Genomic DNA, 25,775 nt, shown 5'->3' with positions numbered 1-25,775 from the left:
AATACAGGGCCGTGGGTGCGTCATGCTGCCGGTTGCTTCCCTTCGCTGGCATTATCCAGATCAGGTTCAAGGGTATTTCTCACCCGGCTGCCAGAGCATGTGCTCCGGTGCCAGGACCCCTAGCGGTGCGACGCGGGCCGCTTGCGCGGTCGTTGTCGTGGGCCGGATTCTACTCCAAATATCGTGATGGACAAGGCTTCATTTCGGATGGGCTGGGTGTGCAGCGCAGCATTCGGACCAGGCAACATGCCCTGGGGCAATGGATTGGCGGGCTGCCAAATCCCGGCGTTGAGCGCGTCAATTTCGCGCCTGTGGCGAGATTTGCCCTGTCCGTCCCTTATAATGCTGGGTTTCGCAAAAACACACGTCAAATCATGGAATTAGCCAAGTCGTTCGAGCCTGCCGAGATTGAGAAATTCTGGCGCGAGGAGTGGGAAAAGCGCGGTTACTTCGCCGCCACCACCGACGCGGAGAAGCCCTCGTTTTCCATCCAGCTGCCGCCGCCCAATGTGACCGGCACCCTGCACATGGGTCACGCGTTCAACCAGACCATCATGGATGGCTTGACGCGCTACCACCGCATGCGCGGCTACAACACCGCCTGGATCCCGGGTACCGACCACGCCGGCATCGCCACCCAGATCGTGGTGGAACGTCAGCTGGATGCGCAAAAGGTCTCGCGCCACGACCTGGGCCGTGAGAAATTCGTCGAGAAGGTGTGGGAGTGGAAAGAAAAATCCGGCTCCACCATCACCGGCCAGATGCGCCGCATGGGCGCCTCCACCGACTGGGCCCGTGAATACTTCACGATGGACCCGAAGATGTCCAAGGCCGTCACCGAAGTCTTCGTGCGCCTCTACGAACAAGGTCTGATCTATCGCGGCAAGCGCCTGGTGAACTGGGATCCGGTGCTGGGCACCGCCGTCTCCGACCTGGAAGTGGTGTCGGAAGAAGAAGACGGCTCGATGTGGCACATCAAGTATCCGCTGGCCGATGGCAGCGGCCATATCGTGGTGGCCACCACCCGTCCGGAAACCATGCTGGGCGACGTCGCCGTGGCCGTAGACCCGACCGATGAGCGCTACGCCGCACTGGTGGGCAAGATGATCCGGCTGCCGCTGGTGGGCCGCGAAATTCCCATCATCAAGGATGAATACGTCGACAAGGAATTCGGCACCGGCTGCGTGAAGATCACCCCGGCGCACGACTTCAATGACTACCAGGTCGGCGCCCGCCACAACCTGGAAATGATCAGCGTCTTCACCCTCAAGGCCACCATCAACGAGAACGCGCCCGAGAAGTACCAGGGCCTGGACCGCTTCGAGGCGCGCAAGCAGATCGTGGCCGATCTGGATGCGCTGGGCCTGCTGGAACAGGTCAAGCCGCACAAGCTGATGGTGCCGCGTGGCGACCGTACCGGCGTGGTGATCGAGCCGATGCTGACCGACCAGTGGTTCGTGGCCATGAGCAAGCCGGCACCGGAAGGGACCTTCTTCCCCGGCAAGTCGATTGCCGAGACCGCGCTGGAAAAAGTCTCCTCGGGCGAGATCAAGTTCGTGCCCGAGAACTGGACCAACACCTACAACCAGTGGCTCAACAACATCCAGGACTGGTGCATCTCGCGCCAGCTGTGGTGGGGCCATCAGATCCCGGCATGGTACGACGAGGACGGCGGCATCTACGTTGCCCGCACCGAAGAAGAAGCCCGTGCGCAAGCCGGCGGCAAGGCCGTCAAGCGCGATGAAGACGTGCTCGATACCTGGTTCTCCTCGGCGCTGGTGCCCTTCTCCACCCTGGGCTGGCCGGAAGAAACGCCGGACTACAAGCTGTTCCTGCCCTCCTCGGTACTGGTGACGGGCTTCGACATCATCTTCTTCTGGGTGGCGCGCATGGTCATGATGACCACGCACTTCACCGGCAAGGTGCCTTTCGATACCGTCTACGTGCACGGCCTGGTGCGCGATGCCTCGGGCCAGAAGATGTCCAAGTCCAAGGGCAATACGCTGGACCCGATCGACCTGATCGATGGTATCGGCGTGGATGAACTGGTGACCAAGCGTACGGTCGGCCTGATGAACCCCAAGCAGGCGGCCAGCATCGAGAAGGCCACCCGCAAGGAATTCGCCGACGGCATCCCGGCCTTCGGCACCGATGCGCTGCGCTTCACCTTCGCCTCGCTGGCGACGCTGGGCCGCAACATCAACTTCGACCTGAATCGCTGCGAAGGCTATCGCAACTTCTGCAACAAGCTGTGGAACGCGACCCGCTTCGTGCTGATGAATACCGAAGGCCAGGACTGCGGTTTCGAGGGCCACGAGAAGGGTGTCTGCGACAAGGAGAAGCTGCAGTTCTCCAAGGCTGACCGCTGGATCGTGTCGCTCCTGCAGCGTACCGAAGCCGAAGTCGAAAAGGGTTTTGCCGACTACCGCTTCGACAACATCGCCACCGCCATCTACAAATTCGTCTGGGACGAATATTGCGACTGGTACCTGGAAATGGCCAAGGCCCAGATCCAGAGCGGCAACGAGGCGCAACAGCGCGCCACCCGCCGCACGCTCCTGCGCGTGCTGGAAAGCGTGCTGCGCCTGGCCCATCCGGTGCTGCCCTTCATCACCGAGCAGCTGTGGCAGAGCGTGGCCCCGCTGACTGATCGCAAGCCGGATCCGGCAGGCGACTCCATCATGCGTCAGGCCTATCCGCGCCCGGACCTGGAGAAGATCGATACCGAAGCCGAAGCCTGGGTCGCCCAGTTCAAGGCCTACACCGACGCCTGCCGCAACCTGCGCGGCGAGATGCAACTGGCGCCATCGCTGCGGGTGCCGCTGATTGTCGAAGCCGCCGATGCCTCGGCCGTCGAATCCTTCCTGCCCTACCTGCAAGGTCTGGTGCGCCTGTCGGAAACCACCGTGGTGGCGCAACTGCCGGAGTCGCCGGCACCAGTGGCCATCGTCGGCGAGGTCAAGCTGATGCTGAAGGTGGAGATCGATGTTGCCGCCGAGCGCGAACGCCTGGGCAAGGAAGTCACCCGCCTGACCGCCGAGATCGCCAAGGCCAACGGCAAGCTGTCCAACGAAAGCTTCGTGGCGCGCGCGCCCGAGGCGGTGGTGGCGCAGGAGAAGGAACGTGTGGCCAACTTCAGCGCTACGCTGGAGAAGGTCAAGGAGCAACTGGCCAAGCTGAAGTAGGCCAGCGTCATCCTGATGACGAAGCCGCCGTCCCGATGAGGGCGGCGGCTTTTTTCATGGTGCTGATCCGATTGCGCGAAACAAACCAGCTTCAGTGCGTCACCGTCAGGAGCACCTGGCCATTGCTGCTCTGACCGTTGGTCCAGCGTGTCTGCCCGGCCGAGGGCGGTGCAAAGGCCGCCATCGCCTGCACCAGCTTCTCGACGTCGCTGTCGTAGAGGGTCATGCCGTCGGCCGTGCTGATACGCTCGATGTGGTTGTCGGCTCCACTGGCGCCTCCTATGTACCAGTCCTTGACCCTGATCTGATCCGTCGTACCCAGCACATCGATCTGCAGATCATTGCCCACGTGACGGAACCATAGCTGGGTCTGGTCGATGTCCGTCAATGTCAGGAGGTCGATGTTGCCGCTGGCCGCATCGCGATCCACAAGAATGTCTTTCCCATCGCCCGCGCCGTACAGGTAAGTATCGTTGCCACTCCCCCCGATCAACATATCGTTTGCGCGCCCGCCGGACAGGATGTCATTCCCTCCGTAGCCTTCGATCCGATTGTCATTGGCGTCGCCGACGAGGCGGTCGGCTGCATCGGTACCGCCCAGGTTTTCGATGCCGATCAAGGTATCGACGCCACCGCCGAGAATGACCGTGCCACGGACCAGCGAGGCATCCATACCCATCCCCGCCCCTGCCAGATAGTTGGCCCGGTAGTCGACGGTATCATTGCCGGCATCACCGGCCAGCACCTTGTCGTCGCCAAAGGCTGGCAGGCCGTACAAGGTCATGCTGGCCAGCCCGTAGCCGCCGGCGGTGGTGCTGGTCGCCACATTGGTCAGCTTGCCTTGGGTATCCCAGTTGAAGAGACGGCCCAGTACGTTGCCGCGAGTGTATTTGGCATTGAGCACGCTGGCCGTGAAACCGCCCCCGGCCCGATCCGTGAACCGGACCTGGATCGCCTTGCTGTAGACGGCGCCGTCGTAGAAGCCGATCCATGCCGTGGCCTGGCCGGCAACGCGGGTGTCGAGCTGCAGCACCCGGGCGGCGTAGTTGCCGGCGACCGACGCGCCATTGAGCGTGAAGCGGCTACCAACCAGGTCAAGCGAGGCCAGCTTGCCGCTGGTGCTGATGAGGCTGGCATTTCTGGTCAGGAAGCTGTCCCACGTCAGGCTGCTGCGCTGGTAGTCGTGCGCCACCTCGATGCGATCGTCGCCATCGCCGCCGGAAACCTGATCCCTGCCTGCGCCGGTGTAAAGAACGTCGTTACCGGCATAGCCTTCGAGCCGGTTGTCGTTGGCGTCGCCGGCCAGGCGATCGGCGGCATCGGTGCCGCCCAGGTTTTCGATGCCGCTCAGCGTATCCGTGCCGCCGCCGACGAGGACGGTACCGCGCACGAGCGAGGCGTCGATGCCCACGCTGGCGCCCTCCGCATAGCCTGCCCGATAGTCGACCGTGTCGTTGCCAGCACCGCCCTCGAAGCGCCTGCCATCGACGAAGGTCGGCACACCGTTCAGGCGCATGCTGGCCAAGCCGTAACCGGCGCCCGAGTTGCTGGTCGCCACATTGGTCAGCTTGCCATTGGTGTCCCAGTCGAAGTCCGTGCCGAGGACATTGCCTGGGGTGTATTTGGCGTTGAGCACGGTGGCGGTGACGCCACCATCGGCCTTGTCGGCAAAGCGCACCTGGACAGCCTTGCTGTGGGCACCCCCGCTATAGAAGCCGATCCATGCCGTGGCCTGACCCGCGACCCGGGTATCGAGCTGGAGTACCCGGGCAGCGTAGTCGCCGCCAACTGAGGCTCCATTGAGGGTGAAGCTGCTGCTCATCAGATCCAGATCAGCCAGCTTGCCGCTGGTACTGATGACGCTGGCGTTCCTGCTGAGGAAGCTGTCCCGCGTCAGACTGCTGCGAGTGTATTGGTGCGACGCTTCGATATGGTCGTCCCCACCGTTGTCTGGCGCTTCAGATTGGGCGTGTGCGGCAAGCTCATCCGCAGTCCATCGCGTGCCATCCGCGAATACGACCTGCTCGATGCGGCCCGACGCGTCTGCCGCAAAGAAGGCATTCACGATCACGGCATCATCGCCGCCCCAATTGAGGATCAGATCATCGCCTTGGCGCGTCACCACCGTGGCAGCGGCTGTCAGCCCGCTACCGAGTTGCAGAATATCGACGTCGCTCACATTTCCTGCGGCTTCTCTGATGAAGTCGACGCCATCGCCGAGATGGAAGAGATAGGTATCACTGCCCGTGCCACCCTGCAGGATGTCGTTACCCCGTCCGCCCATCAGCGTGTCGTCTCCCGCGCCGCCGTCCAGCACATCGTTGCCACCCGGGGCGGCCTCATCGGCTTGATAGCGTTCGGCATAGCTGGACAGCGTGCCGTTGGCCAGTTGCGTTTGATAGAACCTGGCACTCCATTCGGTGGCGCTCACGTAGAGGTGCGTCCCCGCGTCGCGGTCCGCGGCCGATGGCAGGTCTCCCACCAGGCGGTCGTTTCCGTCTCCACCGTACAGCAGGTCATCGCCTTCGCCCCCTACCACCAGGTCATGGCCCTCGTCTCCGTAGGCGATGTCATCGCCGCCACCCGCATAGATCCTGTCATTGCCGGCCCCGCCTGAAATCCAGTCGTCACCGTGAAACTTGAGCGGCGTGAACGCATCATCGCCCCAGATCCGGTCATCCCCGTCGCCGCCCCAGAGATCGTCCTGCCCGCCGTTGCCGAACAGGGTGTCGTTGCCCGCACCACCGTCCACGAAGTCATCTCCATGCCGGGCACCGGCCGTATTGAGCGTGAGGTCGTCGCCTGACAGGATGTCGTCGCCGTCTCCGCCCGTGACCTCGTCCCGGCCTTCGCCACCATAGACCACATCGTTACCGGCATCGCCCGCCAGCACATCGTCGCCGCCCTCGCCCCACAGCCAGTCGTCACCCTGACCACCGGCATAGCTGTCCTTGGTATTGGTGTTGATGCGGTCAATGGTGCCGGTCAGCGTATGCATCACGATACCGGTCGTGCCCAGTGTGCGCTCCTGTCGCTCCACGTCGGGCACGTCGGGCTCGTCACGCCAGTAGCCCGGCCCCTGTGTCCAACCGAGGAAGGGGACGTAGTACTGATCGCCCTCCTGCCAGACCGGGCGCGAGATGTAGTCCAGCATCACGCCATCGGCCAGCACATCGTTGCCGTTGCCACCCTCGCCATAATTGTCGCCGTCGGTGGCGATGAAGACATCGTTGCCGTCCTCGCCGTAAAAGATATCTCCGCCCCCGACCGAGGCCACCTGATCATCGCCCGCTCCCATGCGAAAGGTCTCACGGCCGGTGGTCTCGTAGTAACCGACACCATAAATGCGCTGCCACTCCCAGATGTCGCGCAAGTTACTGCCGGTGTAGACCCTGCCATCGCCCGGCGGTGTCGCCACCTCGCCCGTCAGCGCCAGACCCAGCACGCCGCTCGGTGCGGCAAGACGGCGCAGATAGCCGTCCTTGATCGTGATGCGTTGGGCGTCCAGTGTGATGTCCAGATCATCGCCATTGCGGGTGTAGATTTCTCCGGCGGCACCCTGCCAGCGGTGTTCACTGAGCCGCTGCGTGGCACCGGTCAGGCGCTTGCCGGCCAGAATGACCACGCCCTGACTGTCAGCATCAAAGAGGATGTCGCCGTCCGCGGCCTGATAGATATCAGCACCATTGCCGCCCTCCAGATAATCGGCGCCGTCGCCACCGATCAGGGTGTCGTCGCCATCACCACCATACAGGTGGTCGCGTTGATCTTTACCCGTCAGGGTATCGGACGTGTCGGTGCCAAAGATGATCTGATGCGCCGTGCTGAACAGATCGCCGCGTCCATCCACCTTCATCGCGATCTTGGCGGCCATATCGGTGTAGTCCCAATCGCCCTCGGTGGTATCGCTGCTGATGACTTTGGCGTAGTCTGCGTCGGCATTGTTCTTACTGATTTTCCAGACGAGGAAGTTAGCCCGGTCACTGAGGTATTGCTGGGTCAGCTTGCCCGTGCCGCTGGTCTTATCAAAGAGATCCAGTTTGCCGTTTGTATTGACAGCGCTGTAGTCTGCGCCTGTGACGACGAAGGGGTTGCCGGTGACCAGGGCGTAGCGGTAGGCCACATCCATTAAGGCGTGCTGCACAAGGTTTTCGGCATTTCTTCCACCCAGATAGTCGATGGTCAGTCTGCCTTCAGCAGACTTGAACGCTGCTTTTTCAGCCAATGCTGAGATATTGACGTAAAAGGAATCTCTAGAAACTGGATCTGATTCCTTGTTAAGCGATGTCGGGGCAATACCCTCAGGGAAAAAGAGCCGCCTGAAATCATCAAGCAGCTCTTCGTAACTGTGAGCCGAAATATTGGAGACTGAATCAATCAGAGACTTGGCCAGTCTTGCATCGGCTGCGTAACGTGGATCCAGTTTCCCGATCAACTCCGTCAGAGCCAATCCATCGACGCTATTAACTTTGTCGTGGTTGACTGAAAATGGCGAAAATACACTCCGCTCACTTTCTTGCCCAAGCAGCACCCGCTTGCCTGGATACACTGTGCCGATTTCAGACACGCCATCGCCCGTTCCTTCCATGCGAAGTATTTTTTCGTCTTTCCAATTTGGACTGAAACGACTCAGCACAGATTCTGCTACCGGCAAAAAACCAGGTCCATTGAGTGTGACGACTTGGTCGGCGAGTTGTGGAAAAAAGCGCGACGCCAGGATGGCCAAATGGCCGCCCAAACTATGGCCTACAAAGTCAAGCAAGCTGCCTTCAGGAATCAGCGCGCCGCCCCCCTGATTTGCATTGATGCCTCTGTCTGCCAAGAGACTCGATTCGACGGACGTCCAGTTGAATACTCTTGCCGCATATTCCGACAGCGTATCGGCGGTATCAAAGTAAATGGCTTTGAGCCCTGACAGTTCGGCCTGCGAGTAGCGTACTGCTTGATCTGCCGGTGTCGTCAATCGCTTGATGTAGCGGTAGGTAGAGATTGCCTGAGGAGATGCGTACCCGCGTAATGGGGAAGTCCGTGCCGGTCACAATCCGACGCACTGCGTCGAGCACGCGCTCAAGGCTGGCCTGCATGTCATTGCTGGCCGCTTGCACAAGGGTATTGAGCTGCGAAAACGTGAGTGTCGGCGCAAGCTTCTCCAAGGCTGAGGCAAAGATTATCCGGACCTCTATCGTTGATTTTTATTAACTTACTCATGAAGTTAATATCATTTTTGCACATGGATGTATCAGGCATAGGCTGCCTGAATAAGCTGCGCGATCTCTTTGAGTTTTGTCGTTCTTTCCATGATATTTCCTAATAAAAAAGGACTAGGGTTCTCTAGAACCCATTTCATAAATAGCGCCGCATGAGGATGACGGAGAAAGCGAGATGAACGAAGCCTGTGTAATGATCGGCGCAACGCTCCCATCGGGTAAGTACACGCTTGAAGGCATTAAGCCAGGCAAACAGTCGTTCGATCTTCCATCGGCGCCGGTATCGGCGCAGCGCCCGGCCGTCTTGAGTGACCGCTCTTTTTCGATTGCTCTTGTGTGGTGCGATCAGTTCAATGCCTTTGGCAGCAAGTCTTTGATCGAGCGGATCACTATCGTAGGCGCGATCCCCAATAATTCGTTCGGGTCGTCCCACTGTGACAATCTCATCGAGGGTAGCCTCGACAAGGGTGACTTCATGTGGGCTAGCAGAAGACGTGTGCACGCCGAGTGGAAGACCAGTAGCGTCTGCAATAACCATGAGCTTCGTACCCTTGCCCCGCTTGGTCTTTCCGACCTTTGGGCCCCTTTTTTTGCCAACACAAACGTGCCGTCAATAAAGCATTCGGAAAGATTGATTTGGCCAACCTCTTCGAGGTGTTGCGCCAGTGCTTCGAGTATGTGCCGTAGCACGCCACTCTTGACCCAGCGCGAAAATCTTCGGAAGCATGTCGTGCCAGAGGGGAACCGATCTGGCAAATCACACCAGGCCGCACCGGTGCGTAGCACCCAGAGAATCCCGTTCATGACGGCGCGGTTGCTGTGCAATTCCGGGCGTCCACGCCCATCATCACGTCTAGGTGTTTCTGGTATCAGCGGCTCCAGAATCGCCCATTGTTCGTCTGTTAGTTCTTCTCTTCGTGCCATACGAAGAAGTTAACACGCACGATAAAAAGTTAACAGACCCTATTTATGAAATGAATTCTAGTAATTAAAGCGAACAAAGTATTTAGTTCATAAAAGATTGGCCCGCGTGGACCGCATCCGAAACTATCCCAGATGAAATCCCCCGTTTTGTAGCTGTAGGCGATAGTTTCAGCAACTAGCTGCTTTTCCTTCCTATGTAATGTGTAGTGGGTTTTGTATAAGCGATACGGCAAAATCTCCCTCGTCTCGTTGATCGTGTAATCTGCTTGAGAGGGCGCAGACTCGACAAGCATTAGCGAACCGTGAATTTCCTCGACCTTATCCATAGCAGTTGAAATCAACTTTCCATCCTCGCCCCTTTCATAAACTGCGTAGGCCGTTGGTCTGACATTGTTAAATTTTTCGTCGCGAACTTCGACCTGCTGTATCGATGGGAATTTATTGAATACATACCTAGGTGTGAGGAAGCTACCCTCCACCAATCTGATACGTCTCGCGGGGGGGAGGTCCTTTTCGTAGACCTTCAAACCGGCATCGGCATAGCAAGCCATCTTGAACCGGACATAACCGTATGGAATGTCCCATGTGAGCCAGACTACGGGGGACAGCACGACCGCAAACCAAAACAGTTTCCCCCATCGCGTCTTGGGCACTCGCAGCGCCAATATCATGAGCACGACAAAAACTGAGAGTGCGATCAGGAAAGCGGGAACGATGACTACGCCCATGCTTTAGGTCTCCTTTTTTCTGTGTCTGCAGTGTCGATTTCCAACGCGATCTGACGGCCCTTGGCGAACAGATCGCCGCGTCCATCCACCTTCAGCGCGATCTTTGCGGCCATGGTGGTGACTTCAGCGACATTGGCACCGAACAGAGGCGTGAAGGCAGTGGAGAGATATCCACCAAGGCTGTGACCGTTGACGCCTCTGATGGTATTGACCTGGCCGTAGAGTTCACCAGTCGCTTTGGCCGGAGTGTCGGCGATGAAGGTGTAGGAAGTCAGCAGCGGTGTGACTACGCTGTCCAGCTTGATCTGTTTGACCATTTCACCGGGCTTGGCGGTTGCTCGCATCCACCAGTTCACCATGTCGCGCACCTGCTCGTAAGGCCGACCGCAAGAGCGGAAGCGAGCAAGATCAGCCCGATCGGAAAGCGGCTTCTATCGCTGCTGAACATGCGATATAAAAATGACCCGTTAGATTGCATAGCAGTTGTGCTTGGAAGCTAAAAAATATTGGTCGAATAAATCAGGAGCCGGATTTCTATTGCCGTAACTACCTATATCAAAGATACGTATGGCAACGGGAGCCACTTGGGCGTAGCGCGTCTCTCTTGAAAGAGCTGGCCTTCTCAAGCATAAGCAGGCAGAAAATAATTTCTACAATCTTTCGCCTAATCTTCATTAGGAAAAATCTAGGAAATTAAATCTCGGGGAGGTCAGGAGGAAGGGATGGATCGTCCATTTCTGACGCTAAGTGACCGGGACAGAAATGAAATCAACGAATCGCAAGTCTTGAATGGATTGCGGACGTCCTCACTCAAAGAACGGACCTTCGAAACGGACGATCTATGAACCTGAGTAGATCTGATGCCGCTGACCTGTGCACGAGGCTCGCGCCAGACAGTCATCAAGCGAATAGGCCAAGGCTTGAAACAATAAGGAAAATTGCCGGGCAAAAGTTCATCGCTGGCCAGCCGAACTTTGCTGTGTTCGCTGGTGCAAGAAAAGCGTAGCCGGATCACGATTGGGTAGCCCGCACTCAGGCACACACTTTGCGGCACATCGATGGGGACGGGACGCCATCATGACCAAGGGAACGTGTCTCACGAAAACATCGCATCCACGCTGCGCATCAAACCTGCACTCGCTGACAGCGACTGGTGTAGACTAGCCCGATAAAAATTAGAACAATCGTGCTTTTTATCAGACAGTCCAACTTCATTACCAGGAGACAAGCATGCCCCGACTCAATCGGCCTTCCCGTCTGATGACCGCTCTCGCACTGATGGCCGGTCTCGCCTGCAGCGCCACCGCCTGGGCCGATGGCTCACCGGTGGGTCTGTGGAAGAGCATCGATGACGCCACCGGCAAGCCCAAGGCCTTGATCCGCATCAGCGAAAACAATGGCGAACTGAGCGGCAAGATCGAGAAGCTCTTCCGTGCGCCGGACGAAGACCAGAACCCGGTCTGCCAGAAGTGCGAAGGTGAGCTGAAGGACAAGCCGGTCATCGGCATGACCATCCTGTCGGGCCTGAAGAAGGATGGGGATGAGTACAACGGCGGCCAGATCATCGATCCGGCCAATGGCAAGGTCTACAAGAGCAAGCTGTCGGTCGTCGATGACGGGCAAAAGCTCAATGTGCGCGGTTATGTCGGCATGCCCATGCTGGGCCGCACCCAGACCTGGCTGCGGGAGCAGTGATATCCGCGGGATCAGGCCGGACGTGAAGCTTTGAGCACGTAGCGGTCCAGTTCGCGGGCGAAGGCGCGGCCGTCGCTGGCACTGAAGGCGGCGGGGCCGCCGGTCTCCACGCCGCTGCTGCGCAGCTCTTCCATGAAATTGCGGGTGCTCAAGTGATGGCCGATGTTCTGGGCCGTATACAGCTCGCCGCGCGGATTGAGTGCCACTGCGCCCCTGGCCACGACGTCGGCGGCCAGCGGGATGTCGGCGGTGATGACCAGATCGCCGGGCGCGACCTGACGGGCGATCTCCTGGTCCGCCACGTCGAAGCCGGCGGGCACCACCATGGATTTGATGTAGCGCGAAGGCGGCGTGCGCAAGGGCCGGTTGGCCACCAGCGTCACGAGGATCGTGGTGCGGTCGGCGACGCGAAACAGCATCTCCTTGATGACGCCCGGACAGGCATCGGCATCCACCCAGATGGCCATCAGCGCGGCAGGGCCGTGGTCAGACGAAGGAGACCGTCAGACCCGGCAGGGTCACGCCGGAGAAGGCTGTGATCCAGGTCTGGCCCGGCCCGATGGGACAGGCATCGGTCCAGGTGCCGGTGCTGATGATCTCGCCGGCCTGCAACTGGCGGAAGCGGGTCTGCTTCTGCAGCAGCTGGTGCAGGTGCCACAGGGCATGCAGGGGACTATCCATCTCGTCATTGCAGAAACCGGCCGCGCGCAGCACGCTGGAGGATTCGGTATTGCAGGACAGGGAAACACTGGCGCTGGCCAGGATCTGCGGCAGGTGGTGCTTGGTCGCAGAGGACAGCACGTGCGGCTCGCCCACGATCAGGGTGCCATGCAGGCCGAAGGCGGCAATCGAATCGGCCACCGTGAATTCCCAGTTGGGGAACGGGCAGACCACGATCTCAAAGCCATGCGCCATCCATTCCAGGCAATCGGCCAGCTCATCGAGCGAGGCGCCGGGCGCCGGGGTCTTGCCGAGCTTGAAGACGATTTCCGGTTCGATACGCGGCTGCACGGCTCCGGTCAGCGACTGGACGCCATGATTGTCTTCGGCGAAGCGTACCGTGGCGTCGTACATCGGTGCCCAGGTCGGGATGCGGCCATCGTCGAGGATGCCGTAACGTTCCCAGTTCTTGCGCACCACGAAACCGATCTTGCGGCCGATGGGCTGCTCGCCTTGGGCGACGCGGATGTTGCGGATGTTGTGGGCGATTTCGTAGGCGTCTTCGACCGACAGCGGTTCGGACTCGGAAATGCGCGGGATGATGCGAGACTGGGCGCGCGCATCCAGCAACTGATGCGCATAACGAAGGGCTTGGCTCGACATTAGCATGGGGCTCACATCGAAAGATAGTGAATAGCTATCCATTGTCGATGACGATTAATTTTTGCACAAGCAAAAACTCGCTTTTTGACGATATCTGACAGAAATTTCATCAGATTACACTGCTGTGCAGCACGCTGTTTTTCATCCCTGACAATAGTCATCCGGCCCATGAGAATGGCCGCGCTCAAGCTCCCCAGAGCTCGCCGTTGGGCCCGGTGCGCGGGGCCGTGACGCCAAAGTGCTGATAGGCCGCACCGGTGGCAATACGGCCGCGCGGGGTGCGCTGCAGGTAGCCTTGCTGGATCAGGTAGGGTTCCAGCACGTCTTCGATGGTGTCGCGCTCTTCACCGATGGCCGCTGCCAGGTTGTCCAGTCCGACCGGTCCGCCGCCGAACTTGAAGAGCACCGCTTCCAAGAGCTTGCGGTCCATCAGGTCGAAGCCGACCGGATCGACGTCCAGCATCACCAGCGCCGCATCGGCCATCTCGCGGGTGATGCGGCCCTCGCCCTTGACCTCGGCATAATCGCGCACCCGGCGCAGCAGGCGGTTGGCGATACGCGGCGTGCCACGGCTGCGGCGGGCGATTTCCAGGGCGCCATCCTCGACGATGGGCGCATTGAGCAAACCGGCGCTGCGCGTGACGATGCGTGCCAGTTCGGGCGGGGTATAGAACTCCAGCCGGGCGACGATGCCGAAGCGGTCGCGCAGCGGGTTGGTCAGCATGCCGGCGCGGGTGGTGGCGCCGACCAGTGTGAAGGGTTGCAGGTCCAGGCGCACCGAGCGGGCGGCCGGGCCTTCGCCGATCATGATGTCGATCTGATAATCTTCCAGCGCCGGGTACAGGATTTCCTCGACCACCGGCGACATGCGGTGGATCTCGTCGATGAAGAGCACATCATTGGCTTCGAGATTGGTGAGCAACGCGGCCAGGTCGCCGGCGCGTTCCAGCACGGGGCCGGAGGTCTGGCGCAGGTTCACGCCCATTTCGCGGGCGATGATGTGGGCCATGGTGGTCTTGCCCAGGCCGGGCGGGCCGAACAGCAGGGTGTGGTCGAGCGGTTCGCCGCGCTTGCGGGCGGCCGAGATGAAGATTTCGAGCTGGGCGCGCACCTTTTCCTGGCCGACGTATTCGTCCAGCTGCTTGGGCCGCAGGGCGCGTTCGATGGCTTCCTCGTTGGCCGAGGCCGGGGTGGCGGAAATGATGCGCTGTTCGGAGAAATCGTCGGTCTGGATGCTCATGCTCTAATCCTTGTCTGCCCGGGCTCAGCCCTTGGAGAGTGCCTTGAGGGCCAGCTTGATGCCGTCCGAGACGCTGCTGTCCTTGGGCACCTGCTTCATGGCCAGGGTCGCTTCCTTGTCCGAATAGCCCAGCGCCAGCAGGGCGTTGAGGATGTCGGCCGAGGCGTCGCTATGGACCACGCCGGCAACCGCGCCCAGGTCGGCGCCGAGCTTGCCCTTCAACTCCAGCAACAGGCGTTCGGCGGTCTTCTTGCCGATGCCCGGCACGCGCGTCAGGCGTCCTGCTTCCTGCAGGGTGACGGCCTGCGCCAGGTCGCTCACCGACATGCCCGAGAGAATCGACAAGGCGGTGCGCGCGCCCACGCCGGAAATCTTGATCAGCTCCTTGAACGTATTGCGCTCTTCGGCGGTCCCAAACCCGAACAGAATGTGCGCATCCTCGCGGATGGCCAGGTGCGTCAGCAAGGTGACCTTCTCGCCCAGGGACGGCAGGTTGTAGTAGGTGCTCATGGGCACAGCCACTTCGTAACCGACCCCCTGGCAGTCGACCAGCAGGTTCGGGGGGATTTTTTCCAAGAGAATTCCGGAGAGGCGACCGATCATGGCGTCAGGGATGTGCGCGGGAGGCAACGTCTGTGATAATCCCGCGATGATACAGCACTGTTCGGATGAACAGTATCCAAGCCCCCCTCAGATGAAGACAAAGGAAAAAACATGGCCGGCAGCGCCTTCTTCGCATTGATTGACGACATCGCCACCGTGCTCGATGACGTATCCCTGATGACCAAGGTGGCCGCCAAGAAGACGGCCGGCGTGCTGGGCGACGACCTGGCCTTGAATGCCCAGCAGGTCGCGGGCGTGCGGGCCGAGCGGGAGCTGCCGGTGGTGTGGGCGGTCGCCAGGGGTTCGTTGAAGAACAAGGCCATCCTGGTACCGGCGGCGCTGGCCATCAGTGCCTTCATCCCGTGGGCGGTGACGCCGCTGCTGATGCTGGGCGGCGCCTTCCTCTGCTTCGAAGGCTTCGAGAAGCTGGCCCACAAGTATCTTCCCCACGAGGAAGAACATCATGAAGTCGCCGCCAGGACCGCCGACGACATCGACCCGCTGGTCTACGAGCAGGAAAAGATCAAGGATGCCGTGCGCACCGACTTCATCCTGTCAGCGGAGATCATCGCCATCACGCTGGGCACCGTGGCCGGGGCGCCCTTGCAGCAGCAGATCACGGTGCTGGTGGGCATCGCATTGATCATGACGGCGGGCGTGTATGGGCTGGTGGCCGGCATCGTCAAACTCGATGACGGCGGCCTCTACCTGGTGCAACATGCGGGCGCAAGCGCCTGGGGACGCTTCAAGGCTGGCATCGGTCGGGCAGTCCTGGCGGCCGCACCGAAGATGATGCGCAGCCTGTCGGTGATCGGGACGATTGCCATGTTCATGGTCGGCGGCGGCATCCTGACCCACGGCCTGGCCTTCGCGCATCACGCCATCGAGGCGGCAGCCCAAGCCGTGGAGGGTATCGCGGTAGCCGGTCCGCTCCTCGGGGCGATCACCCCGGCGGTCTTGAATGCCATCTTCGGCGTAGTCGCAGGTGCAGTGGTGCTGATGGTGGTGAAGCTGGCGCAGCGTGTGCTGTCCCTCTTCAAGAAAAAGCACTAACCGATCAGACGCCCGCCGCGCATGCGGATGCCATTGCGCGCCAGCGCCGGGGCCAGCGCGCCCAGGCCGGACAAGACCCCTCCGCCATGCGCGTGGCAGATCGCCACGCCCAGCGCATCGGCCGCATCGGTGCCGGGCAGGCCGGGCAACTTCAAGAGCCGCGCCACCATCTCCTGCACCTGCGCCTTCTGGGCGCGTCCATGACCGGCCACGGCCTGCTTGACCTGCAGGGCCGTGTATTCGGCTACCGCCAGATCAGCCGCCACCAGCGCGCAAATGGCCGCGCCGCGCGCCTGCCCCAGCAGCAGCGTGGATTGCGGATTGACGTTGACGAACACCTTTTCGATGGCGGCGCAATCGGGTGCATAAGACTTCACCACTTCGCCGACACTGGCGAGGATGACTTTCAGGCGCGAGGGAAGGTCGCCGTCCGGGGTCTTGATGGTGCCGGAAGCGATATAGGACAGCGTGTTGCCCTGCTTGTGGATGACCCCGAAACCGGTGGTGCGCAAGCCTGGGTCGATACCGAGGATTTTCATGCCCGCCAGTCTAACCGATCAGGCGGACATGCCGCGTCAGAACAAGACACCCTGCCCCGGATCCTGAGTTTTCTGGCGCGGCGCGCGCCGGGTGGTCGATGGCAGGCCGCTCTTGCGCGAACCGTGCTTGTCCTGGATGGCCTCGGCTTCCGCACGCGCAGTACTGCTGCTGCGCTGGCCGTAGAGCGCCTCCTTGGCCCGCTTGAGCGCCGCCTTCTCATCAACGATGGGATCGGGATAAGCGGCCGTACCATACTCCGGCACCCAGCGCCGCACGTACTCCCCCAGCGGATCATGATCGCGCGCCTGCTTGGCCGGCGAATAGATGCGCAGCGTGTTGATGCCGGTGGTGCCGGACTGCATCTGCATCTGGCTCCAGTGGATGCCCGGTTCGAAATCCAGAAACTGCCGCGCCAGGAACAGCCCCGGCGCCCGCCAGTGCAGCCACAGGTGATAGGCGGCGAAGCTGACCAGCATGGCGCGCATGCGGAAGTTGAGCCAGCCGGTGGCGCACAGCTGGCGCATGCAGGCGTCGATCATGGGATAACCGGTACGGCCTTCGCACCAGGCATCGAAACGCGCCTGCGCCTCCACGCCCCACGGGCCGCCATCGCCGGGACGCAAGCCATCCAGCGAACGCGCCACGTTGCGCCATTCGATATCGGGCTGGTCTTCCAGCTTCTGCATGAAGTGGCAATGCCAGCGCAGACGGCTGGAGAACCCGCGCAAGCCGTAGGCCAGCTCGCGGTCGGCCGTGTGTTCGATGGCCAGCTCGGTGGCCTGATGCACGCTGCGCATGGAAATGGTGCCGAACGCCAGATGCGCGCTCAGACGACTGCAGGCCTCGGGTGCGGTCAGCGGACTGGACATGCCGCGCCGATAATCGCGCCCGCCGCCGCCGAGGAAGGCGCGCAGCGTATCCCACGCTGCCGCCTCGCCAGCGGGCGGTTGCAGGCGCACCTCGGGCAAACCCAGTTCGGTCAAGGTGGGCAGTCTGTCCGGCCGCATCCCTTGCGGTGCATGAAAGCCAGCAGGATTGGCAATCTGCGCCGCCTCCATGCGCTGCACCCAGCGCGTGGCCCAGCCATCGCGGCTGCGCAGGCGGCGCACCACGCCGGTTTGTAGAAACTCGTGCCACTGCACGCCCTGGATGCGGCTCCAGCGGTTCACCGAGATATCGCGCGCGTAGCTCCAGGCCGGGCCGGTTTCTTCGTGGCTGAAGAGGTGGGTCACGCCCCACTCGCGGCGCAGGGATTCCAATACCTGCACCGCCTCGCCCATGCGCACCAGCAAAGGCAGGCCGCGCTGCTGCAATTCGATCTGCAAGGGGGCAAGGGAACGCAACAGAAAATCCACATGCCGCGGATCGCATTCAAAGCTCTGCAGCCACGCCGGCTCGATGATGAAGACCGCAAACGCACGCTCGCATCGCGCAGCCTCGGCCAGCGCCGCGTGATCGCGCAAGCGCAGGTCGCGCTTGAACCAGACCAGGCCGACGGACATCTCAGCGGCGCTCCCGGCGGCGTTCCAGCCGCACCGCCAGCCGCTGCACGGCCGGCCGCACGCGCAGGAAGCCGCGATAGCTGCGCTCCATCAGCCACAGCATGCCCGGCAGGCGTGCCAGCCGGGCCAGCCAGCGCCATCCCGGCAAGGTGGCCCACAGTTGCACGAAGGCTTGGGCACCGCTGAAAACCATGCCATCCCCCCGCCGGACGTGGAAACGCGCCAGCAGCTGGTCGCGCGTGAGCCCGGTCGGCAGTTCGGCGGGGGCCGCATCGGCGCGGCTGATGTCACAAAAGCGCAGCGGCGCATCCCCGGCGCTGCGCTGGTAAAGGCCGATCTCGCGGCGGCACAGCGGACAGGCGCCGTCATAGAGCACCGTCAATTCATCCGCATCGGAATCAGCCATCACGCCGCTCCCTGCGCTCGGTGCGCGCCAGCAGTTCGGCGGCGGTCTGCAGGCCCTGGGTGCTGCGGCGCCACCATTGGGTGAAGAGGTCGCTGGGCTTGTCGACCACCGGGAACAGTTCCGCGGGCGCCACGCACTGCGCCCACAGAGGCAACCACGGCGCCAGATGCGGATCAGCCAGACAACGTACGCTGCGCGCAGACTTGAGCGCACGGCCGACAGTGGCGGCGTCACCGTGCCAGCACAGCGAGGTCAGCTCCCGCATGCGCGCGCCGACGAAATCCCAGCGGCGCTGGTCCCAGGGCCAGAGCAGATGGAAGTCCGACAGATACAGACCCACCACCACGGTATCGGCCGGCAGATCGGACGGCAGCTCGCCCAGGCTCCACGGATGGACCAGCCAGACATCGCGCCCGGCCACGGCCTGGGCCTGTGGCGTCAAACTGCACAAATGTTCAGGTGGCGCCTGGAGCAGCGCCGGCTCCTTGCAGCGTTCCCGCGCACGCTGGGCGGGTTCGGCGGCCACCGGGTCGGGATTGAGCGCGATTTCGCCTAAAGCTTCATATGAGGTATCTACCACCGTGCCCGGGCTATGCCACCCGGCCGGGGCGTACTTGGCCACGTTCTCGGCATTGAACAGATAGGGCTTGTGGCTGCCGGTACCGGCCACCCACTGCCAGCTCAGGTGATTGCTGCCCAGGTCGCCATCCAGCAGATGGCCGACCATCCAGTCCGCCCCGGCGCGCCAATGCACCTTGCGCAGGTGCACCACATAGCTGGCCAGCCACATGCGCGCGTGGTTGTGCAGGGTGCCGGTGGCGTACAGAGTGCGCACGGCCTGGTCGATCACGGGCAGGCCGGTGGCGCCTTCGCGGATGTCGGCCGGCAGTTCGCGTGCATAGGCCGACTCCGGCAGCGGACCGGCATGCAGCGAATCGAAGATGCGCGCCCCGCGCCTGGCCCAGACGTAGCGGTAGAAGGCGCGCCAGCCCAGCTCGTAGACGAACTTGTGCTGTACCTCCAACGCATGGCGGCTGCAGACGCCGGCCAGCACCTCGCGCAGGCTGACGATGCCGTGCGTGAGATAAGGCGAGAGACCAGTGACGGCGCCATCGAGGCTGTTGCGAGTGCGGGCGTAGGCGCCGGGGCGCACCGCCGCGATGCGCTCGCGGGCCGCTGCCAGAGTGGGCTGCAAGGGCAGCAGCGCCAGCGGTGCCAACGGTGCCGCAGCGCGCACGGCGGGGGCCGAAGCGGCGGCGGGTTCGTCTTCCGGGGAAGGCGCATCCAGCACCAGGTCGAATTGGTGTTTGCGATACATGGCTCGACTCCTCAAAGGCCGGGGTGGGCACGCTTGCGGCGACAGGCCTCGGAACAATAGCGGACCTCGGCCCAGTTTTTCGCCCAGGCGCGCCGCCAGGTCATGGGCCGGCCGCACACGGCGCAGGGCTTGCTGGGCAAGTGCGCCTTGTTGCCGCGATAGCCGGTGGCCGGGTTCCTGGGTTTCATGACTCAGGATTGTACTGAATAAATGCGTCACACTTGACTCATGAAGCCAAATTAGCGCCTATAATCTGCGTCAAACATGATTCAATGGAGAATCCTATGAGCCCTGCCCATCCGACCAATTCCCCTGCTCCGGCCACCGACAAGCCCGCCGGTGAAGCTTTGCGCCGCACCGGTGCGGTAGCGCGCATGCTGCGCATGCCGGTCGCCACCCTGCGTGTCTGGGAGCGCCGCTATGCGCTGACCCAAGGCAAGCTCTCACCCAGCGGCCAGCGCCTGTATTCGGAGGCGGACGTGCGGCGCCTGGCGCTGATCCGCCAGTTGACCGAGCTGGGCCACGCCATCGGCAGCCTGGCGGGGTTGGACATGGATCAGCTCCAGCAGGTCGCCGCCACCCATGCCGAACTGCATGCGGCCAGGCCGACGCCGCCGGAGGCCGCGCAAGGCCAGTGGCGCCTGGCCGTGATCGGCTCCACGCTGGCGCAGCGGCTGGACAAGCCGGGCCTGCTGCAGCGCCTGGGCCGTCCGCTGCAATTGCTGGGACCGTTCGAGAACATCGAACAGGCGGCCATGGCCCTAAAACGCGAAGAAGTGGATGCCCTGCTGCTGCACGAGCCGCAATTGCATGCCGGCTGGCTGGGCGCCTTGGAGAGTTCGGCACCGGCCCTGAGCGGGCTGCCGATGGCGGTGCTGTATGGATTTGCCAGCGAGGCCGTGTGCGAGACGCTGGCGACGGTGGGCATCAGCCTGTTGCGCGCGCCGCAGCCGGACGTGGTGATCCTGCAATGGCTGCGCGGCCTGGCGGCGCTGTCCCTGCCCGCACGCGCGGAGGAGGAAGCCGCCACGGCCCTGCCGGCGCGCCGCTGGGACGACAACGAACTGATCGCCTTCGCCAACCAGTCCACCACGGTGGCGTGCGAATGCCCGCGCCACGTGGCCGAGCTGCTGATGCAGCTGTCGCAGTTCGAGCGCTACAGCGCCCAGTGCGCCAACCGCAATGTGGCTGACGCGCAATTGCATCAATACCTGCAGCAGCTGACCTCGGAATCGCGCCAGCGTTTTGAAGCCGCGATGACGCGCATTGCCCTGCATGAAGGATTCATCACCGAGGACAGCTGAAACCAGCCTGCAGCGGCGCACGCGCCACCAACAAAAACGCCCGGCATGAAGCCGGGCGTCATTTTTTGGAGCAAGCCGCAATCAGTGACGGAAGTGACGGGTACCGGTCAGCAGCATGACGACATCGCGCTCATTGGCGGCATCGATGACTTCCTGGTCGCGCATGGAGCCACCCGGATGGATGACGCAGGTGGCACCGGCATCGACCACCACATCCAGGCCATCGCGGAACGGGAAGAACGCGTCGGAGGCCACGGCCGAACCGGCCAGGGTCAGGCCGGCATTCTGCGCCTTGATGGAAGCGATGCGGGCCGAATCGATACGGCTCATCTGGCCGGCACCGACGCCCAGCGTCATGCCATTGCCGCAGAAGACGATGGCATTGGACTTGACGAACTTGGCCACGCGCCAGGCGAACATCAGATCCTGCAGTTGCTGCTGGGTCGGCTGCTTCTTGCTGACCACCTTCACATCGGCCAGCAGCACGTTCTTGGCATCCGGCGACTGCACCAGCAGGCCACCGCCGACGCGCTTGAAGTCATAGCCGTTCAGACCCGTACCCAGCGGGATTTCCAGCAGGCGCACGTTCTGCTTGGCCGCGAAGATCTGCTTGGCCTCGGCGCTGAAGGACGGGGCGATCAGCACTTCCAGGAATTGCTTGGCCACGGCTTCAGCCGCTGCGGCGTCCACTTCGCGATTGAAGGCGATGATGCCGCCGAAGGCCGAGGTCGGATCGGTCTGCAGGGCCTTGCTGTAGGCTTCCAGCGGATTGGCACCGATGGCCACGCCGCAGGGGTTGGCGTGCTTGATGATGACGCAGGCCGCTTCCGTGGCGGGGTCGAAGCTCTTGACGCATTCCCAGGCGGCATCGGCGTCGGCGATGTTGTTGAAGGACAGTTCCTTGCCTTGCAGCTGGGTGTAGTTGGCCAGGGCGCCATCGACCTTCTTGATGTCGCGGTAGAAGGCGGCGCTCTGGTGCGGGTTCTCGCCGTAGCGCATGTCCTGGACCTTCTCGAAATGCAGGTTCAGGGTGGCGGGATAGGCGCTGCGGGTGCTGTGCTGCTTGTCTTCACCCAGCGAGGTGAAGTAATTGGTGATGGCGCCGTCGTATTGCGCGGTGTGGGCGAAGACCTTCTTGGCCAGCGCGAAACGCTTTTCATAGGGCAGGTCGCCGCCGGACTTCAGCTCGGCCAGCACGCCTTCGTAGTCGGTCGGATCGCAGATGACGATGACGTCCTTGTGGTTCTTGGCCGAGGAACGCAGCATGGCCGGGCCGCCGATGTCGATGTTTTCGATCGCGTCTTCCAGCGAGCATTCTTCCTTGGCCACGGTCTGCTGGAAGGGGTACAGGTTGACCACCACCATGTCGATGGTGGGGATGCCGTGCTGTTCCAGGGCGGCGACGTGCTCGGGGAAATCACGACGGGCCAGGATGCCGCCGTGCACCTTGGGATGCAGCGTCTTCACGCGGCCATCCAGCATTTCCGGGAAACCGGTGTAGTCGGCCACTTCGGTGACCGGCACGCCATTGTCGGCCAGCAGCTTGGCGGTGCCGCCGGTGGACAGGATGTTGACGCCCATGGCGGACAGCGCGCGCGCGAAGTCGAGCACGCCTGCCTTGTCGGATACGGAAATGAGTGCTTGTTTGATCATGGTAGGCAAGACTGGTAAGGAAAAGGAAACCTGAAAAACCGTGGAAGGAAGCTGCATCCGCGCACCCTCCCGACGCCCTCACTGGCGCGCCGGCAAGGACGGTGGCGGCTACAGCAGGCCGTGCTGCTGCAGCTTCTTGCGCAGCGTGTTGCGGTTGATGCCGAGGATCTCGGCGGCCTGGGACTGATTGCCCTCGGCACGCGCCATCACGGTCTCGAAGACCGGTTTTTCGACCGTGGCCAGCACCATGTCGTAGACATTGGTGGGCAGCTGTTCACCCAGATCCCGGAAATATTTTTCCAGGCTCTTCTTGACGACATCCTCAATACTTTCTTTGCTCATTGCTCTGCTGCTTCTGTTCTTGTCGGCGCCACCCCGCAAATCCAACGCGCCGTTTTCCCCCTGGGCGCGCTGCTGCATGATGAAGCCATGTTGTTGATCAATTGCGCCCGCCGTTGCTACCGGGGCCGGCGCATCCGATACCCTGTCCTGCCGTACGTGCTGCTCTCTTGCCGGACTGCCTCAGGCAGCCAGCGGCACCTCGTCGGCCAGTCCGTATTGCAGGCGTTCGCCATGCACGGCCTGAGCGGCAAAGAACTGCCGCACCGCCTGCAACTGCTGGTCGCAGTCTTCGATGCGGTTCATGCTGCGGCGGAACTGCTCGCCGCCCGGCAGGTCGCGCACATACCAGCCGATGTGCTTGCGCGCCGTGCGCACGCCCAGGTAGTCGCCATAGAAGGCGTAGTGGGCTTGCAGATGTTCGGCCATGAGGTGCTCCACTTCGCTCACCAGCGGTGCCGGCAGATGTTCACCGGTACGCAGGAAGTGGTCGATCTCGCGGAAGATCCAGGGCCGTCCTTGTGCGGCGCGGCCGATCATGACGGCATCGGCGCCGGTAATGCGCAACACTTCGCGCGCCTTCTCGGGCGTGGTGATGTCGCCATTGGCCACCACCGGAATCTTCACGGCCGCCTTGACGGCGGCGATGGTGTCGTATTCCGCTTCGCCGCTGTAGCCGTCGGCGCGGGTACGGCCATGCAGGGTGAGCATGGCGATGCCGGCGGCTTCGGCGCGGGCGGCGATCTTGAGAGCGTTCTTGTTGGCGCGGTTCCAGCCGGTGCGAAATTTCAGCGTCACCGGCACGTCCACCGCCGACACCACCGCGTCCAGGATGCGCGCCACCAGTTCCTCGTCCTGCAGCAGGGCCGAACCGCACCAGCTGTTGCAGACCTTCTTGACCGGGCAACCCATGTTGATGTCGATGATCTGCGCGCCGCGTTCGACGTTGTACTTCGCGCAATCGGCCAGCATGGCAGGATCGGCTCCGGCGATCTGCACCGCCTTGGGTTCCATCTCGCCATCGTGGTTGATGCGCCGCGAAGTCTTCTCGCTCTGCCACAACCGCGGATCGGACGCCGCCATTTCGGACACGGCATACCCCGCCCCCAGCTGCTTGCACAGCTGGCGGAACGGTCGGTCGGTCACACCCGCCATGGGGGCGACGAACACGTTGTTGCGCAGGGAATAGGGCCCAATGTTCACGACGTGGATCAGGGGGAGGTTCGGGGAAGGGCGCTATTTTAGCGCGATTGCCGGGGCCCGCCCAACAAGAATCGGGCGCGGTTACATCTTTGAGGCTGATTATTTATTGGGCAGCTTTGATTGTTGGTGAAATGCCAATGGCAAATATCACCGCACAGGAAATTCCGTCATCCTGGGCCGACAGCGAACCTCTCAGGTTGATGCCGGGCAAGGGAAGGCGGGCGCTAGCGATCCACCTCATCCAGCGTCTCCCGCTGGAGATGTCCGATCTCGCCCCAGGAGCGGATATGGGCGCGCTGGCCATCCCAGTGCAGGCGGTTGACGCTGGCGTTGAAGATGTCGAAGCTGCGCGGCTGGGCGAAGGAGCTCTGGCTGGCCCAGTGATGAACGCATTCCAGCACGCCGCCGTGGGTGACGATGGCCACCTTGCGATAGCGGCCCGTGGCCAGCACGCGCTGCATGGCCGCTACCGAGCGTTCATAGAATTCGCGCATGGTCTCGGCGATGCGCTCGCCGGCCGGATAACGGAAGTCCGGCTCGCGCGCCTTCCACTGTCGATAGGCCTCGGGATAACGCGCCTCGATCTCCACATGACGCAATCCCTCGAAGGCCCCGTAGCAGCGCTCGCGCAAACCCGCGTCGATCTGCACGGACAACCCCGCCGCGTCCGCCACGGCCTGCGCGGTATCGCGGGCGCGCTGCAGGTCGCTGGCGAAGACGGCATCGATGCCCTCCCCCGCCAGCGCCTCGCCCAACGCCAGCACCTGGCGCCGGCCCGCGGCATTGAGGCCGATGTCGATATGCCCTTGCAGGCGCTTGTCCACGTTCCAGTCGGTTTCGCCGTGGCGGATCAGCAGGATGTCGGTCATGCGGGCAGTTCAGCTACGCGGTACCGCGTTGGGGTTGAGGGTGTACAGGCCGGTGATCGAAGCCTGTTCCAGCACATGGTCGCGCAGCGCCGTGACCACCACCGAACCTTCCAGGTTGCCGGACACCGGCAGCTGTTCCACGTCCAGTGCATAGAGGGTGAAGATGTAGCGGTGCACCAGCGCATCGTTCCACGGCGGGCAGGGACCGTCGTAGCCGAAGTAGTCGCCGCGCATGTCGCCGTCGCCGGCAAACCAGCCGGTGTAGTCATTGATGCCCTGGCGCGCGCCCGGCATCACGTCGCCCAGCACCGCCGGGCCCGGCTTGCCGCGTGCGGTCACGCCATTGCTGAACTGACCGGCCTTGATCTCGCTGACATTGGCTGGAATGTCGACCAGGGTCCAGTGATAGAAATCCACCCGCGGCAGTTCCAGCGGCACGGTCTTGCCTTCCTGGTTCACATCGTCGCCGCGCGAGGGCACGTCGGGATCATGCACCACCAGCGCCAGCGACCGGGTGCCGGCCGGCAGGTCGCTCCAGGCGAAGTGCGGATTGCGATTGGCAGACAGGGCCACGTGGGTCTTGGGGTCCATCACCGCAAAGGCGAACTCGCCGGGGATGTTGGCACCGTCCTTGAAAGAATCGCTCCAGAATTTCATATCACCTCCTAAAGTAAGGCCACATT

The 25,775-nt window shown here is 62.3% G+C and carries 21 protein-coding genes, 1 pseudogene and 1 riboswitch; of the genes and pseudogenes, 4 read left to right on the top strand and 18 right to left on the bottom strand.

Translation table 11 applies throughout. The annotated features are described in order from the left end of the window. Window positions 1-20: 20 nt before the first annotated feature. A riboswitch (TPP riboswitch) is annotated at window positions 21-131 on the bottom strand. 243 nt (window positions 132-374) lie between these two features. Continuing rightward, window positions 375-3,185, top strand: coding sequence for a valine--tRNA ligase (locus tag AACH55_RS02055; protein WP_338717744.1), 2,811 nt, complete (start codon window positions 375-377; stop codon window positions 3,183-3,185). A 91-nt stretch (window positions 3,186-3,276) separates the two neighbouring features. Here AACH55_RS02055 and AACH55_RS02050 read toward each other — a convergent pair whose 3' ends face one another. From AACH55_RS02050 to AACH55_RS02035, 4 genes and pseudogenes are all read right to left on the bottom strand, one after another. After that, window positions 3,277-8,148, bottom strand: coding sequence for a calcium-binding protein (locus AACH55_RS02050; protein WP_338717743.1), 4,872 nt, complete (start codon window positions 8,146-8,148; stop codon window positions 3,277-3,279). Window positions 8,149-8,528: 380 nt separating this feature from the next. Further along, window positions 8,529-9,316 (bottom strand): annotated as a pseudogene (locus tag AACH55_RS02045) (IS5 family transposase). Between the two features lie 29 nt (window positions 9,317-9,345). Then, on the bottom strand, window positions 9,346-10,044 hold the full coding sequence (locus AACH55_RS02040) for a hypothetical protein (RefSeq protein WP_338717742.1): 699 nt from the start codon (window positions 10,042-10,044) through the stop codon (window positions 9,346-9,348). After that, window positions 10,035-10,403, bottom strand: a complete 369-nt coding sequence (locus AACH55_RS02035) for a hypothetical protein (protein WP_338717741.1) — start codon at window positions 10,401-10,403, stop codon at window positions 10,035-10,037. The genes AACH55_RS02040 and AACH55_RS02035 overlap by 10 nt, the downstream gene beginning before the upstream one ends. An 871-nt stretch (window positions 10,404-11,274) precedes the next feature. On the opposite strand from AACH55_RS02035, the gene AACH55_RS02030 reads away from it, so the two are divergent. Beyond that, window positions 11,275-11,739, top strand: a complete 465-nt coding sequence (locus AACH55_RS02030) for a DUF2147 domain-containing protein (protein WP_338717740.1) — start codon at window positions 11,275-11,277, stop codon at window positions 11,737-11,739. An 11-nt stretch (window positions 11,740-11,750) separates the two neighbouring features. On the opposite strand, the gene AACH55_RS02025 is transcribed toward AACH55_RS02030, so the two are convergent. The 4 genes from AACH55_RS02025 to ruvA all read right to left on the bottom strand — a co-directional run bounded on the left by AACH55_RS02025 (window position 11,751) and on the right by ruvA (window position 14,905). Continuing rightward, a complete protein-coding gene (locus AACH55_RS02025; protein ID WP_338717738.1) occupies window positions 11,751-12,206 on the bottom strand; it encodes a YaiI/YqxD family protein in 456 nt (151 codons plus the stop codon). A 19-nt stretch (window positions 12,207-12,225) separates the two neighbouring features. Next, window positions 12,226-13,068, bottom strand: coding sequence for a 4-oxalocrotonate decarboxylase (locus AACH55_RS02020; RefSeq protein ID WP_338717737.1), 843 nt, complete (start codon window positions 13,066-13,068; stop codon window positions 12,226-12,228). Between the two features lie 178 nt (window positions 13,069-13,246). Beyond that, window positions 13,247-14,302, bottom strand: a complete 1,056-nt coding sequence (gene ruvB / locus AACH55_RS02015) for a Holliday junction branch migration DNA helicase RuvB (RefSeq protein WP_338717735.1) — start codon at window positions 14,300-14,302, stop codon at window positions 13,247-13,249. A 24-nt stretch (window positions 14,303-14,326) separates the two neighbouring features. Beyond that, the gene (ruvA, locus tag AACH55_RS02010; protein WP_338720141.1) at window positions 14,327-14,905 is read right to left on the bottom strand and encodes a Holliday junction branch migration protein RuvA; all 579 of its coding nucleotides are present in this window, start codon (window positions 14,903-14,905) and stop codon (window positions 14,327-14,329) included. Between the two features lie 111 nt (window positions 14,906-15,016). On the opposite strand from ruvA, the gene AACH55_RS02005 reads away from it, so the two are divergent. Continuing rightward, window positions 15,017-15,958 carry a DUF808 domain-containing protein gene (locus AACH55_RS02005; RefSeq protein ID WP_338717734.1) on the top strand — a complete coding sequence of 314 codons (942 nt, stop codon included), beginning with the start codon at window positions 15,017-15,019 and terminating at the stop codon, window positions 15,956-15,958. Here AACH55_RS02005 and ruvC read toward each other — a convergent pair. Genes ruvC through AACH55_RS01980 form a run of 5 tightly spaced genes read right to left on the bottom strand, consistent with a single transcriptional unit; the run spans window position 15,955 to window position 19,912 of the window. Then, complete coding sequence (gene ruvC, locus AACH55_RS02000; protein ID WP_338717733.1) at window positions 15,955-16,497, bottom strand: crossover junction endodeoxyribonuclease RuvC; 543 nt, start codon at window positions 16,495-16,497, stop codon at window positions 15,955-15,957. The two genes, AACH55_RS02005 and ruvC, sit on opposite strands and share 4 nt — an antisense overlap. Before the next feature lie 36 nt (window positions 16,498-16,533). Beyond that, the gene (locus AACH55_RS01995; protein ID WP_338717732.1) at window positions 16,534-18,000 is read right to left on the bottom strand and encodes an FAD-binding domain-containing protein; all 1,467 of its coding nucleotides are present in this window, start codon (window positions 17,998-18,000) and stop codon (window positions 16,534-16,536) included. 1 nt (window position 18,001) lies between these two features. Beyond that, window positions 18,002-18,406, bottom strand: a complete 405-nt coding sequence (locus tag AACH55_RS01990) for a DUF393 domain-containing protein (protein WP_338717731.1) — start codon at window positions 18,404-18,406, stop codon at window positions 18,002-18,004. Continuing rightward, on the bottom strand, window positions 18,399-19,724 hold the full coding sequence (locus AACH55_RS01985; RefSeq protein ID WP_338717730.1) for an FAD-binding domain-containing protein: 1,326 nt from the start codon (window positions 19,722-19,724) through the stop codon (window positions 18,399-18,401). Before AACH55_RS01985 ends, AACH55_RS01990 begins: the two co-directional genes overlap by 8 nt. Before the next feature lie 11 nt (window positions 19,725-19,735). Beyond that, complete coding sequence (locus tag AACH55_RS01980) at window positions 19,736-19,912, bottom strand: DUF2256 domain-containing protein (RefSeq protein ID WP_338717729.1); 177 nt, start codon at window positions 19,910-19,912, stop codon at window positions 19,736-19,738. A 96-nt stretch (window positions 19,913-20,008) separates the two neighbouring features. Here AACH55_RS01980 and AACH55_RS01975 point away from each other — a divergent pair, with 96 nt between their 5' ends. Then, complete coding sequence (locus AACH55_RS01975; protein WP_338717728.1) at window positions 20,009-21,028, top strand: MerR family transcriptional regulator; 1,020 nt, start codon at window positions 20,009-20,011, stop codon at window positions 21,026-21,028. An 81-nt stretch (window positions 21,029-21,109) separates the two neighbouring features. Here AACH55_RS01975 and purH read toward each other — a convergent pair whose 3' ends face one another. From purH to AACH55_RS01950, 5 genes are all read right to left on the bottom strand, one after another. Beyond that, entirely contained in the window at window positions 21,110-22,681 is a 1,572-nt protein-coding gene (gene purH / locus AACH55_RS01970) for a bifunctional phosphoribosylaminoimidazolecarboxamide formyltransferase/IMP cyclohydrolase (protein ID WP_338717727.1), read from the bottom strand. Window positions 22,682-22,789: 108 nt separating this feature from the next. Beyond that, window positions 22,790-23,023 carry a Fis family transcriptional regulator gene (locus AACH55_RS01965; RefSeq protein WP_006463627.1) on the bottom strand — a complete coding sequence of 78 codons (234 nt, stop codon included), beginning with the start codon at window positions 23,021-23,023 and terminating at the stop codon, window positions 22,790-22,792. A 180-nt stretch (window positions 23,024-23,203) separates the two neighbouring features. Continuing rightward, window positions 23,204-24,223 (bottom strand): tRNA dihydrouridine synthase DusB, encoded by a 1,020-nt coding sequence (dusB, locus tag AACH55_RS01960; protein ID WP_338717726.1) that lies wholly within the window; start codon window positions 24,221-24,223, stop codon window positions 23,204-23,206. A gap of 224 nt (window positions 24,224-24,447) precedes the next feature. Then, window positions 24,448-25,092: a histidine phosphatase family protein gene (locus AACH55_RS01955; RefSeq protein WP_338717725.1), complete on the bottom strand. Its 645-nt coding sequence runs from the start codon at window positions 25,090-25,092 to the stop codon at window positions 24,448-24,450. 9 nt (window positions 25,093-25,101) lie between these two features. Beyond that, window positions 25,102-25,749: a YbhB/YbcL family Raf kinase inhibitor-like protein gene (locus AACH55_RS01950; RefSeq protein WP_338717724.1), complete on the bottom strand. Its 648-nt coding sequence runs from the start codon at window positions 25,747-25,749 to the stop codon at window positions 25,102-25,104. Between the last annotated feature and the right edge of the window lie 26 nt (window positions 25,750-25,775).

Origin of the sequence: Herbaspirillum sp. DW155, from assembly GCF_037076565.1 — a bacterium.
Lineage (GTDB): Bacteria > Pseudomonadota > Gammaproteobacteria > Burkholderiales > Burkholderiaceae_D > Herbaspirillum.
This window is presented reverse-complemented; position numbering and strand designations above follow the sequence as displayed.

Bases quoted from the DNA above. Each gene is read 5' to 3' on its own strand.
- AACH55_RS02040 (WP_338717742.1), bottom strand. From the start codon at position 10,044: ATGGGCGTAGTCATCGTTCCCGCTTTCCTGATCGCACTCTCAGTTTTT.
- AACH55_RS01995 (WP_338717732.1), bottom strand. From the start codon at position 18,000: ATGTCCGTCGGCCTGGTCTGGTTCAAGCGCGACCTGCGCTTGCGCGAT.
- AACH55_RS02020 (WP_338717737.1), bottom strand. From the start codon at position 13,068: ATGCTAATGTCGAGCCAAGCCCTTCGTTATGCGCATCAGTTGCTGGAT.
- AACH55_RS02005 (WP_338717734.1), top strand. From the start codon at position 15,017: ATGGCCGGCAGCGCCTTCTTCGCATTGATTGACGACATCGCCACCGTG.
- AACH55_RS01955 (WP_338717725.1), bottom strand. From the start codon at position 25,092: ATGACCGACATCCTGCTGATCCGCCACGGCGAAACCGACTGGAACGTG.
- ruvA (WP_338720141.1), bottom strand. From the start codon at position 14,905: ATGATCGGTCGCCTCTCCGGAATTCTCTTGGAAAAAATCCCCCCGAAC.
- AACH55_RS01985 (WP_338717730.1), bottom strand. From the start codon at position 19,724: ATGTATCGCAAACACCAATTCGACCTGGTGCTGGATGCGCCTTCCCCG.
- AACH55_RS02055 (WP_338717744.1), top strand. From the start codon at position 375: ATGGAATTAGCCAAGTCGTTCGAGCCTGCCGAGATTGAGAAATTCTGG.
- AACH55_RS02025 (WP_338717738.1), bottom strand. From the start codon at position 12,206: ATGGCCATCTGGGTGGATGCCGATGCCTGTCCGGGCGTCATCAAGGAG.
- AACH55_RS02035 (WP_338717741.1), bottom strand. From the start codon at position 10,403: ATGGTGAACTGGTGGATGCGAGCAACCGCCAAGCCCGGTGAAATGGTC.
- AACH55_RS01990 (WP_338717731.1), bottom strand. From the start codon at position 18,406: ATGGCTGATTCCGATGCGGATGAATTGACGGTGCTCTATGACGGCGCC.
- AACH55_RS01980 (WP_338717729.1), bottom strand. From the start codon at position 19,912: ATGAAACCCAGGAACCCGGCCACCGGCTATCGCGGCAACAAGGCGCAC.
- ruvC (WP_338717733.1), bottom strand. From the start codon at position 16,497: ATGAAAATCCTCGGTATCGACCCAGGCTTGCGCACCACCGGTTTCGGG.
- purH (WP_338717727.1), bottom strand. From the start codon at position 22,681: ATGATCAAACAAGCACTCATTTCCGTATCCGACAAGGCAGGCGTGCTC.
- AACH55_RS01965 (WP_006463627.1), bottom strand. From the start codon at position 23,023: ATGAGCAAAGAAAGTATTGAGGATGTCGTCAAGAAGAGCCTGGAAAAA.
- AACH55_RS01975 (WP_338717728.1), top strand. From the start codon at position 20,009: ATGAGCCCTGCCCATCCGACCAATTCCCCTGCTCCGGCCACCGACAAG.
- AACH55_RS02030 (WP_338717740.1), top strand. From the start codon at position 11,275: ATGCCCCGACTCAATCGGCCTTCCCGTCTGATGACCGCTCTCGCACTG.
- ruvB (WP_338717735.1), bottom strand. From the start codon at position 14,302: ATGAGCATCCAGACCGACGATTTCTCCGAACAGCGCATCATTTCCGCC.
- AACH55_RS01950 (WP_338717724.1), bottom strand. From the start codon at position 25,749: ATGAAATTCTGGAGCGATTCTTTCAAGGACGGTGCCAACATCCCCGGC.